This window comes from Draconibacterium sp. IB214405 (assembly GCF_033963885.1).
GTDB lineage: Bacteria > Bacteroidota > Bacteroidia > Bacteroidales > Prolixibacteraceae > Draconibacterium.
In genome coordinates this window covers 102,413-116,323 of record NZ_JAXBMA010000006.1, presented here as the reverse complement: position 1 = coordinate 116,323, position 13,911 = coordinate 102,413, and the positions used below count along the sequence as shown (strand labels likewise).

At 40.8% G+C, this 13,911-nt stretch carries 14 protein-coding genes; 2 read left to right on the top strand and 12 right to left on the bottom strand.

What is annotated here, in order from left to right:
• Nucleotides 1-44 precede the first annotated feature (44 nt).
• Together SLH46_RS19545 and SLH46_RS19540 are read right to left on the bottom strand one after the other, a co-directional pair.
• Nucleotides 45-587, bottom strand: a complete 543-nt coding sequence (locus tag SLH46_RS19545) for an isochorismatase family protein (protein WP_320282908.1) — start codon at nucleotides 585-587, stop codon at nucleotides 45-47.
• 57 nt (nucleotides 588-644) lie between these two features.
• Entirely contained in the window at nucleotides 645-1,262 is a 618-nt protein-coding gene (locus SLH46_RS19540) for a KpsF/GutQ family sugar-phosphate isomerase (RefSeq protein WP_320282907.1), read from the bottom strand.
• Between the two features lie 381 nt (nucleotides 1,263-1,643).
• Between SLH46_RS19540 and sucC the strand changes: the two genes are divergently transcribed.
• Together sucC and sucD are read left to right on the top strand one after the other, a co-directional pair.
• Nucleotides 1,644-2,777 carry an ADP-forming succinate--CoA ligase subunit beta gene (gene sucC, locus SLH46_RS19535; RefSeq protein ID WP_320282906.1) on the top strand — a complete coding sequence of 378 codons (1,134 nt, stop codon included), beginning with the start codon at nucleotides 1,644-1,646 and terminating at the stop codon, nucleotides 2,775-2,777.
• Nucleotides 2,778-2,802: 25 nt separating this feature from the next.
• Nucleotides 2,803-3,675, top strand: coding sequence for a succinate--CoA ligase subunit alpha (gene sucD, locus SLH46_RS19530; protein ID WP_320282905.1), 873 nt, complete (start codon nucleotides 2,803-2,805; stop codon nucleotides 3,673-3,675).
• A gap of 111 nt (nucleotides 3,676-3,786) precedes the next feature.
• Here the strand turns inward: sucD and arsC are convergent, their stop codons facing one another.
• The 10 genes from arsC to SLH46_RS19480 all read right to left on the bottom strand — a co-directional run bounded on the left by arsC (nucleotide 3,787) and on the right by SLH46_RS19480 (nucleotide 13,828).
• Nucleotides 3,787-4,125 (bottom strand): arsenate reductase (glutaredoxin), encoded by a 339-nt coding sequence (arsC, locus tag SLH46_RS19525; RefSeq protein WP_320282904.1) that lies wholly within the window; start codon nucleotides 4,123-4,125, stop codon nucleotides 3,787-3,789.
• 12 nt (nucleotides 4,126-4,137) lie between these two features.
• Nucleotides 4,138-6,210, bottom strand: coding sequence for a polyphosphate kinase 1 (ppk1, locus tag SLH46_RS19520; RefSeq protein WP_320282903.1), 2,073 nt, complete (start codon nucleotides 6,208-6,210; stop codon nucleotides 4,138-4,140).
• Between the two features lie 98 nt (nucleotides 6,211-6,308).
• Nucleotides 6,309-7,398, bottom strand: a protein-coding gene (gene prfB / locus SLH46_RS19515; protein WP_320282902.1) for a peptide chain release factor 2 whose coding sequence is annotated in 2 segments (ribosomal slippage) — nucleotides 6,309-7,334 and nucleotides 7,336-7,398 — 1,089 coding nt in all. Because the reading frame shifts where the segments join, the coding sequence is not laid out codon by codon here.
• Nucleotides 7,399-7,490: 92 nt separating this feature from the next.
• The gene (locus tag SLH46_RS19510; protein ID WP_320282901.1) at nucleotides 7,491-8,183 is read right to left on the bottom strand and encodes a dioxygenase family protein; all 693 of its coding nucleotides are present in this window, start codon (nucleotides 8,181-8,183) and stop codon (nucleotides 7,491-7,493) included.
• Nucleotides 8,184-8,364: 181 nt separating this feature from the next.
• On the bottom strand, nucleotides 8,365-8,835 hold the full coding sequence (locus SLH46_RS19505; protein ID WP_320282900.1) for a regulatory protein RecX: 471 nt from the start codon (nucleotides 8,833-8,835) through the stop codon (nucleotides 8,365-8,367).
• A gap of 104 nt (nucleotides 8,836-8,939) precedes the next feature.
• Nucleotides 8,940-9,662, bottom strand: coding sequence for an ABC transporter ATP-binding protein (locus SLH46_RS19500; RefSeq protein WP_320282899.1), 723 nt, complete (start codon nucleotides 9,660-9,662; stop codon nucleotides 8,940-8,942).
• A 49-nt stretch (nucleotides 9,663-9,711) separates the two neighbouring features.
• A complete protein-coding gene (locus SLH46_RS19495; protein WP_320282898.1) occupies nucleotides 9,712-11,181 on the bottom strand; it encodes a DUF5687 family protein in 1,470 nt (489 codons plus the stop codon).
• A 64-nt stretch (nucleotides 11,182-11,245) separates the two neighbouring features.
• A complete protein-coding gene (locus SLH46_RS19490) occupies nucleotides 11,246-11,950 on the bottom strand; it encodes a hypothetical protein (protein ID WP_320282897.1) in 705 nt (234 codons plus the stop codon).
• The gene (locus SLH46_RS19485) at nucleotides 11,951-12,283 is read right to left on the bottom strand and encodes a PadR family transcriptional regulator (RefSeq protein WP_319272440.1); all 333 of its coding nucleotides are present in this window, start codon (nucleotides 12,281-12,283) and stop codon (nucleotides 11,951-11,953) included. It lies immediately after the preceding gene.
• Nucleotides 12,284-12,391: 108 nt separating this feature from the next.
• Entirely contained in the window at nucleotides 12,392-13,828 is a 1,437-nt protein-coding gene (locus tag SLH46_RS19480; protein ID WP_320282896.1) for a gliding motility-associated C-terminal domain-containing protein, read from the bottom strand.
• Nucleotides 13,829-13,911: the final 83 nt, after the last annotated feature.

Sequence of the window (13,911 nt, the reverse complement as noted above, 5' to 3'; positions counted from 1 at the left end):
ATTGTCATCGCCCGTTTTAATGCAGGCGATGACTATGGTGTTTTTTATTTTACCAATTTCGAAATAGCACGGAATGACGGATCTCCGGCCGAACCGGTTAATTCAAACAAGATCGATTCGTACGAAGTCATCATAATTCCTTCGTGGCGGAAACGTTCTTTCGCCAGCTCAACGTTAGCGGCGGTGCGCGACGACACACAATCCATAACAACGATCGGATTTAAACCGGCAGCTTTTAAATCAACTGCTGTTTGTAATACACAAACATGCGATTCAATGCCTGAAATAATTATGTTCTTCGCTCCCAGCTCTTTTATTTTTGCTGCAATTTCCGGCACCTGAAAACAGCTGAATTCTTTCTTTTCGAAGTAGCTGAATTCGTCAAAAGCAGCCTGAATTACCGGAACTGTTTCGCCCAAACCTTTTGTATATTGTTGCGATACCAACATCGGAACTTCCAGTTCCTTTAGTCCTTGTGTTAAAGTCTCGCAGTTTTTCAGCAACTCTTCCTGGTTATTCATGGCAACGATTAAACGTTCCTGAATATCAATCACCAATCCAACCGTATTTTCTTTAGTAATTCTCATTTCAATTTCTGGTTATAAATCTAAAATCAATCTTCTGTCAATCTAATTCAATCTTCATCAATCTTTCTTCTCACTCTCCGCCTGCAAACGCGATTTGCTTCCCAAATATCCTCCATGGTGACGTTTGGCGTAATCTTCGTTGGTAAAACCAATTTTTTTCATCATCGACACTACAAGCGCATCACCAATTACTGTCATGACTGTTGTTGAAGTAGTTGGTGAAAGACCCAATGGACAAACTTCCTGTGGATTTCCGGTGTAAATAAAGGCATCGGCAGCTTTTGCCAGCACACCTTCCGGATTGCTTGAAATTACGATCAGTGGAAGTCCTGTATATAAATTCTCTGCCAGCTCGATCAGCTCAATAATCTCACGGGTTTTTCCCGAATTTGAAATGACCAGCAAAACGTCGTTTTCCTGAACAACTCCAAGGTCGCCATGTTGCGATTCGCTGGGGTGGAGAAAAACTGCAGGTGTTCCTGTTGAGCTAAATGTTGTTGCAATATTGGCTGCAATTTGTCCGGCTTTACCCATACCGCTGGTAACCAATTTCCCTTTCTTTTGGTGAACCTGGTGGTGTATCAGCTCAATCGCTTCAAGCATTCCGTCTTCTACAGGAATAGCCTGAATAGCTTTGGCTTCGTGTTCAATAACTTGTCTGATCGCTTCCTTCATCGTTGTCTGTTTTAGTGCTGCAAATCTACGGTAAAAAAACGAAGTGGCTGGTTACGACATAAGTGTTTTAAAAGATTTTTACATTCAAGTGATTTTGGTTACATAGAAAATGTGTTGTAAGTCATAAAATTTTCAAAACAAAATGAAGGGTTTAACGGTTAAATAATCGTTACATTTAACATTAATTTTTTAAAACTGAAAGTCAATTAGATAACGAACCATCGTTTAAACGTTGTTTTTGCTATAGGTACACTTTCATTTGACTTTCGCCGACAATAATTATTATAAAAATTAGCATGAATATGGATTCGCGTCAACTGAAGTGACGAAATGCAAAATGCGAATTCCATACGATGCTTTTTAAAGTAAATATTTAATCGTATGAAAATTCACGAATATCAAGCCCGAAATTTATTCAGGAAGTACGGGATTCCTGTGCCGGAAGGTGTTGTATGCCACACGGTTGATGAAGTAAAACAAAATGTGTCGGACAAAGACAAACTGCGCGTGGTGAAAGCGCAGGTGCATGTTGGCGGACGCGGAAAAGCCGGTGGTGTGAAGTTGGCAACTACAAAATCAGAAGCCGTTAAAAAAGCCGAAGAAATTCTTGGAATGGACATTAAAGGCATTACGGTAGAAAAAGTGCTGGTTGCCGATGCTGTCGACATTGAAAAGGAATTTTATGTTGGTCTGATCAACGACCGAAATACCAAGTCGGTAACACTGATGGCAAGTGCCGAAGGTGGTGTTGAAATTGAAGAAGTGGCAAAAGTATCTCCTGAGAAGATCATTAAAATGGCGATCGATCCGTCGATGGGATTAATGCCATGGCAGGCGCGCAAAATTGCCCTGCAACTGTTCAAAGATCCAAAAGAAATCAGACAGTGTGCCAGTATTTTGGTAAAACTGTATCAGCTTTATATCGACACCGACTCGTCGTTGGCAGAGATAAATCCACTGGTTCTGACACCTGACAAACAAGTTTTGGCTATCGATGGTAAAATGAATTTCGACGACAATGCTTTGTATCGTCAGCGGGAAATCCTGAATATGCGCGAGGCGGATAAAGATGAGTTAAAAGAGATCGAAGCAAACGCCAAAGGTCTTTCATATATCAAACTCGACGGAAATATCGGTTGTATGGTTAACGGCGCCGGTTTGGCAATGGCAACCATGGATATGATTAAATTGTACGGTGGTGAACCTGCCAACTTCCTTGATATTGGTGGTTCGTCGAATCCTCAGAAGGTGGTTGATGCTATGAATATCCTGCTGAGTGACCAGAATGTAAAATCGGTGATGATCAACATTTTTGGTGGTATTACCCGTTGCGACGATGTTGCGCGTGGGTTGGTAATTGCTCTGGATCAGATTCAAACTGAAGTGCCTATTGTAATTCGTTTGTCGGGAACAAATGCTAAAGAAGGATTAGAGATTATTCAGCAGACCGGATTGCCGGTTGTTGAAACAATGCGTGAAGCGGCTCAGACAGCAATTGAGTTAAGTAAAAAGTAATTCACCAAGAAGAAAAAATTGAAAAATGAGCATACTAATAAATAAAGATACAAAAGTAATAGTACAGGGAATTACCGGTCGCGATGGTGCTTTTCATACCGCAAAAATGAAAGCATACGGAACCAATGTTGTTGGTGGAACTTCGCCCGGTAAAGCAGGTCAGGAAGTGGAAGGCGTACCTGTTTTTAACAGTGTTGAAGATGCGGTTAAAGCAACCGGCGCCAATGCTTCTGTAATATTTGTGCCTGCAGCTTTTGCTGCCGATGCCATTATGGAAGCCAGTTATGCCGGTGTTGAACTGGTGGTTTGTATTACCGAGCATGTTCCGGTTCAGGACATGATAAAAGTAACTCCGGTATTAAAACAAAACGGCACAAAACTGGTAGGCGCTAACTGCCCGGGATTAATTACTCCTGACGAGTGTTTGATCGGAATTTTGCCGGCAATGATCTTCAAAAAAGGAAATGTTGGTTTAATCTCACGTTCGGGAACATTAACTTACGAAGTAGTAAACATGTTAACTGAAAGCGGATTGGGACAAACAACCTGCGTAGGTATCGGCGGTGATGCTGTGTCGGGCTTGTACTTTATCGATTTGCTGGAGATGTATGAAAGCGATCCGGAAACCGAAGCTGTTGTTTTAATTGGTGAAATTGGCGGCGATGCAGAAGAGCAGGCAGCCCGTTTTATCAAGGAGAAAATGACGAAGCCTGTGGTTGCATTTATTGCAGGCCAGTCGGCACCTCCTGGAAAACGTATGGGACATGCCGGTGCGATTATTTCAAGTGGATCGGGAACGGCTGAAGAAAAGATTAAAGCTTTTAAAGCAGCAGATGTTCCGGTAGCAAAAGAACCACGTGAGATTCCAGGATTGGTAAAAGAAAAATTAGGATTGTAATAATCTGCTTTGAAAAATAAAAAAGAGGCTTTCCATTTTGGAAAGCCTCTTTTTGTATCATTATTAGCTTAGCGGTTCAAACCGCTAAGCGCGTAACTACCGGCTTTATTTTTATAGAATCTCGTCAATATTTTCAGGTGGATTTGCCAAAACTGCTTTGTCTCCATTTACCACGATTGGACGATGCAGCAATTTCGGATTTTCAACCAACACTTTTATCCACTCTTCGTCGCTAAGTATTTTCCCTTTATATTGATCTTTGTAGTCTTGCTCGTGCTGTCGTACAAAGTCGAAAGGTTTTTTCCCGGTTTTGGTAATTAGCTCAGTTAGTTCTTCTGCGTTTAAACCTTTATCAAGGTATTTTACAATTTCTATTTCGCAACCTTTATCTTCAAGGTATTGCAGTCCTTTTCGGCTTTTCGAACAGCGCGGGTTGTGATATATTTTCATCTTTTTCTGTATTTAATTATTTTCTGTCTCGGTATTTGATAACGTTTTAATGTAATTATAGAAGTCTTCCTGCGCACGGTATTTTTTATCGGTACTTCCATCGGCATACATGTTCAAAAGCTTTGGGTCGAGTATGCGGGCCTTTGAATTATCCTGCAACTGAATGAGCAGTTGTTCTTTTAATTCCGCTTTAATCGATTCGTTGTAAATAGGGCAGGCAACCTCAATTCGTCGGTTCAGATTTCGCGACATCCAGTCGGCTGACGAGATGTACATTTTTTCTTCGCCACCGGCACCAAACAAGAACAGTCGTGTGTGCTCAAGGTATTTATCCACAATACTAACCGCAGTTATGTTTTCGCTGTAACCTTCCAAGCCTATCTGCATTCCGAAAATACCACGTATAATCAGCTGTATTTTAACGCCCGCCTGGGCCGCTTCGTACAGTTTCATCATCATACCCGGATCAATAAGGCTATTCATCTTCAGAATCATCCATGCGGGTTTTCCCTTTTTGGCGAGCTTTATCTCGTTGTCGATGTTTTTTATAAAGTGTTTGCGCATCGAGAACGGACTTACCACCAGGTGTTCGTAATCGAAATGCAGGTAGTTTTGTTTGAAAAAGAGAAATACTTTTTCCACCTCGTCGGCCAGTCGCGGATCGGCAGTAAGCAAACCTTTATCGGTATAAACCCTTGCTGTTCCTTCGTGAAAGTTCCCCGTACCAATGTATGCGTAGTTGCGCATTTTTCCATCTTCTTTTCGCTGAACCCACGCCAACTTACTGTGTACCTTCATTCCGGGAACACCGTTAATTACATTGGCTCCTTCTTCCTGTAATTTATTGGACCAGAAAATATTAGCCTCCTCGTCGAAACGTGCCTGCAGCTCCACGACAACGGTAACCTTTTTCCCGTTTCGTACAGCATTTAAAAGTGCGTTTACAATTTTCGAATTGTTGGCAACACGGTAAATCGTGAGTCCAATTTCTTTCACCTGCGGATCGATTGCTGCTTCACGCAGAAAATCGAGGACATGATTAAAGGTGTGATAGGGAAAATGCAACAGAATATCCTTTTGCCGCATCATTTTCAGGATACTGGTAAAAGGCGGAAGGTCTTTGTGTCGCGAAGGCGGCAGGTTGGTATAATAATGTTCCTTTTTGCCGATTTCAGGGAAATTCATAAAATCTTTACGATTGTGATACCGACCGCCGGGAACTGCATCGCTTTTTACCAACTTCATTTTTTTGAGTAAAAAATCGAGCAAATCATCGGGCATTTCCCTGTCGTAAAGTAAACGAACCGGTTTCCCTTTTTTACGTTTTTTCAAGCTGGTACTCATTTTCTCGATAAAACTTTTTGAAATGTCGTCGTCGAGATCGAGCTCAGCATCGCGGGTAATTTTTATCGTATATGCCTCATAACGGTTGTAATCAAAATAAAAGAAGATATCGGCCATACAATAGCGAATGATATCATCGAGTAGGATTACAAATTGTTTTCCCTCCTCGCCGGGAATAACCAGGAACCGGGGTACGGAACGACCGGGGATTCGAATTAACGAGTAGGCTTTATCGTCGGGTGTTTCCTCGTTCCACAATTTAATGGCCAGGTAAACCGAACGATCGCGCAGGTAAGGGAATTTGTTTTTACTCAGCATAATAGGTACCAGGTTTGGAAGTACCTTGTCGTAAAAATATTTCCTTACCAGTTCTCCCTGGCTTTCGGTGAGTTGTTTTTCGTCGATAATAAAAATACCGCTGGCTTTCAGTTCCGTAATGATATTTTTAAATATCTCCTGAACCTTTTCCTGATGTTGATTTACCGTTGCATAAATTTTATTGTGAAGTTGTTTTGGGGTCATTTCGCCCAGCAAATTCTCTTCGTCTTTTCCAATGTCTACCATTCGGCGAACAGTAGCCACCCTGACTCTGAAAAATTCATCAAGGTTATTCGAGAAGATACCGATGAAGCGAATTTTTTCAAAAAGTGGTGTTTCCGGATCTTCAGCTTCCTGCAGAACGCGTTCGTTAAACGATAACCAACTTATTTCCCGATTTATGAATTTTTCATTTGAATACATCTGACGCTGATTTTGAATGGAACTGACAAAATATATTGACCTTTACAAGATGTGAAAAGCCCGTGAAAAAAGCAAGAATAAAGCGGGTTTTCGGCGTTTTATTGCCCGCCAAATTCCATAAGATATGCTTTGATAAATCCGTCGAGTTCGCCATCAAGTACCGCATTCACATTTCCGGTTTCAAAACTGGTCCTTAAGTCTTTCACCATTTTGTAGGGTTGCAACACATACGATCTGATTTGCGAACCCCATTCGATCTTCTTTTTCTGCGATTCTATCTCGGCAGTTTTTTCATGGCGTTTACGCAATTCCATCTCGTAAAGCTGCGATTTCAGAAGCCGCAATGCATTTTCTTTGTTCCCCAGCTGTGAACGGCTTTCGGTATTTTCAATGGTGATTCCGGTTGGAGCGTGTTTCAAACGAACACCGGTTTCCACCTTGTTAACGTTCTGTCCGCCGGCACCGCCACTTCTGAAAGTGTCCCAGGTAATATCTGCAGGATTGATTTCGATTTCAATCGAATCGTCAACCAACGGAGCCACATAAACCGAGGTGAACGAAGTCATGCGTTTGTTTTGTGCGTTAAATGGCGATAGACGAACCAAACGGTGTACGCCGTTTTCGCTTTTCAGGTAGCCGTAAGCAAATTCACCTTCAATTTCGATGGTGCAGCTTTTTACACCAACTTCGTCGCCGGCTTGCATGTCGGCTATTTTCATTTTGTAGCCCTGTTTTTCAATCCAGCGGGTGTACATCCGGAAAAGCATGTCGGCCCAATCGTTACTTTCCGTACCACCGGCGCCTGCATTTATGCGCAGCACTGCTCCCAAACGGTCTTCTTCGTTGCGAAGCATATTTTGCGTTTCAAGCTCTTCTATCAGTGTAACTGTTTCAGCAAATGACGCATCAACTTCTTCTTCGCTGGCTTCCTCCATTTCGAAAAATTCGTAGAGAACCAAAAAGTCTTCTGTGGCTTCGTGTACTTTTTTAAAACCGTCGGTCCACACTTTTACGGTGCGGATCTTTTTCATTTGGGCTTCGGCTTCTTTGGGATTATTCCAGAATTCAGGATCCTGGGTTTTTAATTCTTCTTCTTCCAGTTCAACTAACTTTGCATCGTAGTCAAAGATGCCTCCTCAGCGCATCCCGGCGCTCAACAAGGTCTTTTACCTGTTCCTTTAAGATCATTTATAACTTTTTTTGTGGATTGCAAAGGTAGCAAAATTGAATTCAGGCAATTAATAGCCGGAAGAATTTTATCGCAGCAATCATTGGTGGATTTAAACAACAATTGTTTTTAATAGGGTGTATCCGTCTGTTGTGTTGCCTGTTATTGAGTCAAGCATATTTCCTTCGATACTGTTGGCAAAAACATTATCGCTCTCATTTTGGGTGTCGGCTTCACCATTATATCCGGTGCTTGCATAAACAGTATCGCAAACTTCTTTTGGAAAAGCAATTTGAGTTACGCGTAGCGAATTTTCTTCGTTGTCGAGCACCTCAATATGAATGTGTGGAGCACGGCTTGGGTACCATCCCGGAAAAATACTTATAAATGATACCTGCCCATTTGAATCGGTAGTTTGTCTACCGCGCAAAAAGTTTTTATCGGTGTAATCGGTTTGTTGCATCTGAATTCCTCCGTATTGCGAGTAGTTTCCGTCAGCATCGCAATGCCACAAATCGACATAAACATCAGCCAAAGACGCACAGCTATTGCTTTGGTCGACAACTGTTAGCGTGACTAGCAGGGCTACACCGGTTCTATCTGAGATAATGTTGGCACGTGCCAGATCAGCCGGCGATTTTATTGGAAACGGGCCAGCTGTTTCTGAAGGGGAGAGATGACATTCGCCTGATTCGATATTTGTAATTTCATCATTTGATTTTGAACATGCCGAAATAGCAGTTGGCAACGCAACAATGGTTCCAAAAGCTGCAATACTCTTTCTCAAAAACTTATTTCTATCCATTTGGCAAAATTTTTTATTTGAAATCGCAGAACCGGATTTTATAATAAAGACAAAAAAGGATGAAATTAGTTTATTGAAGGAACAGAACTTCAGGCTTTGATCCATTAAACGGACAAGATTAAAGCGAATAGACGATGAGGGTGCAATAAAAGTTTGGAATTGTAACTCCGTAACATTTAAATTAATCCAACACTTCATTCATGTGTCGGTGAATTAATTCCGGTTCAAAACCACGGCTTTGGGTGTAACGGATTATTTGCCCCATTTTTGTGAATTTGTCTTTCTTTTTAATGGTTTTGGCTTTGTCTTTCATGGTTTTTACCAGCAACTTGACGTATTTTTCGTCATCGATTTTTTCAAGGCCTTTTTCAATGGTGGCATCAGAAAGTCCTTTTTGGTGCAGGTAATAGCGCATTTTTACACGGCCCCATTTGTTGAATTTGAACTTGTCGTTAACATAGGCCCTCGCATAACGTTCGTCGTCGATGTACTTTTCCTCGATCAGTTTTTCGATGATTTCATCCACAATTTCGTCTACAATTTCGTAGGCCAGAATTTTTTTACGGATATCTGCAGAGCATTGCTCTGAGCGGCTGCAGAGTTGCGCCATTTTAGAATAGGCTTGTTCAATTTGCTGATCGTGATTTTCCATTCGTTCAAAACAATTTTAAAAGGAAAATAAAAATAGTGAAAAATCTAACTTAATCCTATTCTCCTATTGCACAGCATATAATATAAAGTGTGTGGGGATTTTTACTAGTCGGCTAGCGATTCTTCTTTACGCACTCCGGTAAAGAATTCTTCCAAATCGGCCAGTGTAGATTCTGTTTTTTCCACGTCGCGAACAACTTCGCCTTTGTCGAGAATAACAATGCGTGAGCAAACATCGGCAACATGGTCGAGATCGTGGCTCGAGATCAACAACGTTTTTTCCTTTTGTTTCGAATACTCTTTAATGATATTGCGTAACTGGTACTGCGACGATGGATCGAGGTTGGCAAATGGTTCGTCTAAAACTATTACTTCCGGATTTCCGAGCAGGGCGCCAACAACGCCAACTTTTTTCTGGTTTCCTTTCGACAGGTCGCGGATAAATTTCTTTTTACCTAAAATTTCATCTTTAAAAAAGTCGGTGTACGCTTCCAGAAAGTTCGAAACATCTTTGGTGTTCATTCCGCGTAACTCGCCAATAAACTCAAAGTATTCGTCGGGAGTGAGGTAGCCAATTGTAAAACTTTCGTCGATGTAAGCCGCTACCAATTCTTTCCAGTCTTCGGTTTTTGAAACCTGGATTCCGTTAATTACTACCTCGCCTTTATTGGCCCTAATCAAGTCGAGAACCAGTGAAAAGAAGGTTGTTTTTCCGGCGCCGTTATTTCCAACGAGGCCAAATACTTCGCCTTTTGCAATGCTTAATTCTTCCAAATTCAGAACAGTTGTTCCGTTGTATATTTTTTGTAAGTTATTTACTTGTATCATGATGTGTAATTTATTTCTGTTGATGATTGTTTTTAGTGTTTGTTTCCTGTTAGCTCGATTTATAATGATAAATCATTCTGTGTTTGCGTTTCAGGTATTGACCGGTAAAGTAGTCGATCAGGCGCGGGTGAAGGATGATTCCGATAATGCCCAAAGAACCAAAAACGACATAAGCAGCAATATTTCCAAAAGCCCACGACAGCAATCCAAATAGCGCCACCGGACCAAAAATAACAGGAAAACTCATTAACCACTGTGTAGCGCCGACGCCCTGGTAGTTAAATGCTGCCCGCTGGTTTAATTCAATGGCCTTTTTACTGTTCAGTCCGAGTGCAAAAATAACCCACGAGTTTACACCAACATTGTAAAGCATAACCACTAAATGAATGTACAGCACTTTTGGCGAAATGTACATGTAACCCAGCGAAAGCAGATAATAAACAACGTTTGTTACTGCCATCAGGAAAAAAGCAGACTGGATGACTTGTTTCATTCGAACATTTTGTGCCATTAACAGCGGGTAATATTTACCGTGCCATGCCGGGAAAAACTGTCCGTACATCATACTGAAAACACCCGTCATAAACATACCGCCAAGAACCAGAATAAATTCCGGTACTTCTTCTCCTGCTCCATCGGTTTTGTAGATCAGAAGTCCGTAAAACAGGAATAGTACCGACATCATGGCCGTATTTTTCGGGCGTTTGTTACGCATTATCATTTTTACCTCAAGTGATAACATTTTTCCGTAGTCTCCCACGTTGTTCAACCACGAAAAATCGTGAGCCGATCCTTGTTTTTTCTTTTTGCTGAGTTCGTCGAGATAAAATCGACTGTTGATATACGATTGGTTTAAAAAGTACAAGGCAACAATTGCAAGCGGGAAGATGACTGCTGCGTATGGATTTGCCACAACAAAATCGAAGAGTTTTCCAAAGCCGCCGGTCAGGTCGACAATGTTAAAATAGTCGATAGCAGTTAAACCGGCTGCCAATCCCAGGAAACTGTAGAAAAGGATATCCGATTCGTTGGTTCGCCACTTAATGTACAGGGCCAGAAAATGGTTAACGAAAATCATAAAAAACAGTGCTGCCAGCCAGCCCCAGAATACGGTTGGCGCCAGTGTTGGTGCAGCAATGCGGATAACAAACGGCAGCCCGAGTATTAAAGGCATAACATTAAAAAAATGCAGCAACGATTTGTTGAGCATGTAGCGCGCAATACGCGTACGTTTTACCGGCAAAAGTAAAAAGGGTTGAAAACCAAAAGTTGGCAGGTTCTGGATCATAATTCGCAGAACGAGCTCGTACCCAAAATAGATCAACAGCAGGGAATTAAATGTCTGCACCGGATTTTCAAGATCTTTTAAATTTTCGGTAAGCTGGAAGCCCATAAAAAAAGCCACCAGCGAAAAATAGATGGCAAAGAAGATAAGTACTCCCTTCGTGGCCATGTTTTTGTTTTTCGATGCCGAACGTAGAAATTCACGCCAGGCAAAGTAGAAGAAGTTTCGTTTCATTTTAAATTGAGTGGTTATTGTTTTTTGTTTTTCTTATTTGTTTGTCAGTCGCACCTTGAAAAAGTTACAAAGCAAATTCTGCATATTGTTCTAAAAAGTGTTCTTTTATCTTTTGTGGGACATAGAAAAGTTGTCCGTAAAGTAAAACGGCCAGGGCTACCATAAAAAATGACAATGCCAAAAGTATCCATGTATTATCAACCGTTTTTGTTTCCATCATATTAAAAGCCTGGTAGCTTATATTCGGAAGTTGGGAAGCTATAACATTTGCTGAATTAACTTTTTCAAATTGTTCCGACAGTAAAAATGTTTTCCCGGGTATAATCTTTAATTTGAATTTTTTAAATACAAAAAAGTGATAACCAAGGACACCAAAAAACACCAGTGCTGCATAGCTTAAAACAATCCAGATGGTTTGATCGACGACTTGGAACAGCAAAAACAAGCCAAGTGTACATACAAAAGTTGTGATCACTTTTGGCCAGCGGTAATACTCCAAAATAAAGTGCCATAACAGGCGGTTGTATTTTCTCCGGAGTTCTTTTTCTTTTTGAACTTTTATTTTGCTAAAACCATATATCCCGAATTTTTTAAACGAGTTTTTTAATCCTTCATGAAAACTCAAATCCGGATTTTGTTCCCATTGTTCTTCAATTGCCGAAGCCAGGTGATCGACCAATTCAACTTGAATATCGTAGTGATTCACGTAATGATCGCGGCAAAACTGGAAGAGTTGATCGGTTTGTTCGTTTGTAATTGTTCGGTTCATTTATGCCAGTTTTGGGTTAATCAGTACTTCCATGTTCGAAATGAAACTTTTCATTTCATTCAGCAGGTTGGCAGTTTCTTTTTTCCCTTTTTCGGTAATAAAATAGTACTTGCGCACCCGGTTGTTTACTTTGGCCATTTCAACACTTAGAAGTCCTTTTGCTTCCAGTTTGTGCAGAGTGGGGTAGAGCGCTCCTTCAGTAACTTTTAACTGTCCGTTGGTAATTTTTTCCACCTCGCGAGTAATCTGGTAACCATACATTTTGCCCTGCTCTTTTAACAGTGAAAGCACAATAGTTGAAAGGCTGCCTTTATACAGATTGTTTTTTTGCATGGATTAAAATTATGAAAAATATAATACCTAAGCAAATTAGGTATGTAATTCTTGGGGATATGCGGTTTTTAACCGCCTAAATAAGCTGCGGTTAAAAACCGCACATCCCTAGAACCGGTCGGTTAAAACCACTCCGTCTTTAAAACGCTCAACATTTCCTTCGGTATTAAAAACTTCAACCATTACAATATATGGACCGATTGGCAGGCGGTTCCCATCTTCGTCTTCACCATTCCAGCTAATTTGTTCGTGTGTTCCCAAAACTGCATTATCAGCGAGTTTGCAAAGGCGGCGTCCTGCTGAGTCGAAGATCAGAATATTGCAAAAATAACCGGGGCTGTCCATTAAAAGATCGATCGAGTAGGAGTCGTTGTATCCATCATTGTTGGGTGAAAAGGATTCCGGTTGAAAAGTTACAGATACTTTTTGTGCTTCCCCGTTCATTAATTGTGAATTCTGATAACCCGGAGTTCCATAGCCCGACTGTGTGGAAGCCGAGTGCCAGTTAGAAACGTCGTTTGTTGGCTTCGAAAACGAAATACGTTCGAGTGCAATTCCTTCACGGTCGTAGAAAATTGGCGAGTGCATTTTTTCGTAGTAGTAAAATTCGTCGATAATCTCCAGGTCATTGTTTAGCAAAACAACGTAATCTTCATCGTTGTTAAACGAAGGGAATTTCTCCATTTGCAGAAAACACTCCGGACAGTGAATGGTGAACCATGGAAATACACCAAGCGTATCTTTTGTAAGTGCCAGGTATTCGTGGGGAAGCAGTTTTAATTTGTCGCTAGTGAGCGCATATACTTGAGTCAATTCCGAATCGTTGTCGCGCGATGCCAGGTAAAGTTTATTCAGCGGAATTTCTTTTGTGGAGTTATTGAAAATCTCCACATAATCTTCGCCATCGGTAACAGGATTAAAAAGTACTTCGTTCAGTATAAGGTCTCCGGGATTAATGATCACCGGATTTTTTTCTTCGCCCGATACAATCACTTCGTCAAGGATTATCTTATCTGCGGAATAGAAATTGCCTATATGAACGATTATTTGCAAACTGTTTCCATTTATATCTAACTGAGAAATAGTGTCGGTTCCCCAATTCCCTCGCTTTTCGCTATTGATCTCAAACGGTTGTTCTGAATTATTATCTAATTGATAAAAAGCTTGCAGGAATTTTGTGTCTTGGTTGTCTCCGCTTCCTGTTTCTGTGGCAATAAATTGAATTGTTACATTTTTATAATCGGCAATTTCAATTTTTTCGGAATACCAAATTACTTCACCGTTAATGTCCTTGCATTCAAATCGTCCCCCCGCTGTTGTAACTGTTTTTGCATAATCTTCTGAATCAACAGGGAATGCATTTGAATAATCAAGCGACCATTTCGTAATTCCTTCAAAATCAGTCTTGATGTAATCTGCATCGTTGCTTCCCCAAACCCCTTTCTCCGGAACAGAAAAACTCTCGTGCCAGATTTCCTGGGCATTTATCGGGCTGAAAGACAGGATGAAAGAGTATGTTAATAATTTTAGAAGATTGGGTTTCATAGCATTTACAATTACAAGCAAAATACTAACTTTGGCCCACATTTAGACAGAAATAGACTTTAATTTTTAAAAATTGAATTAAC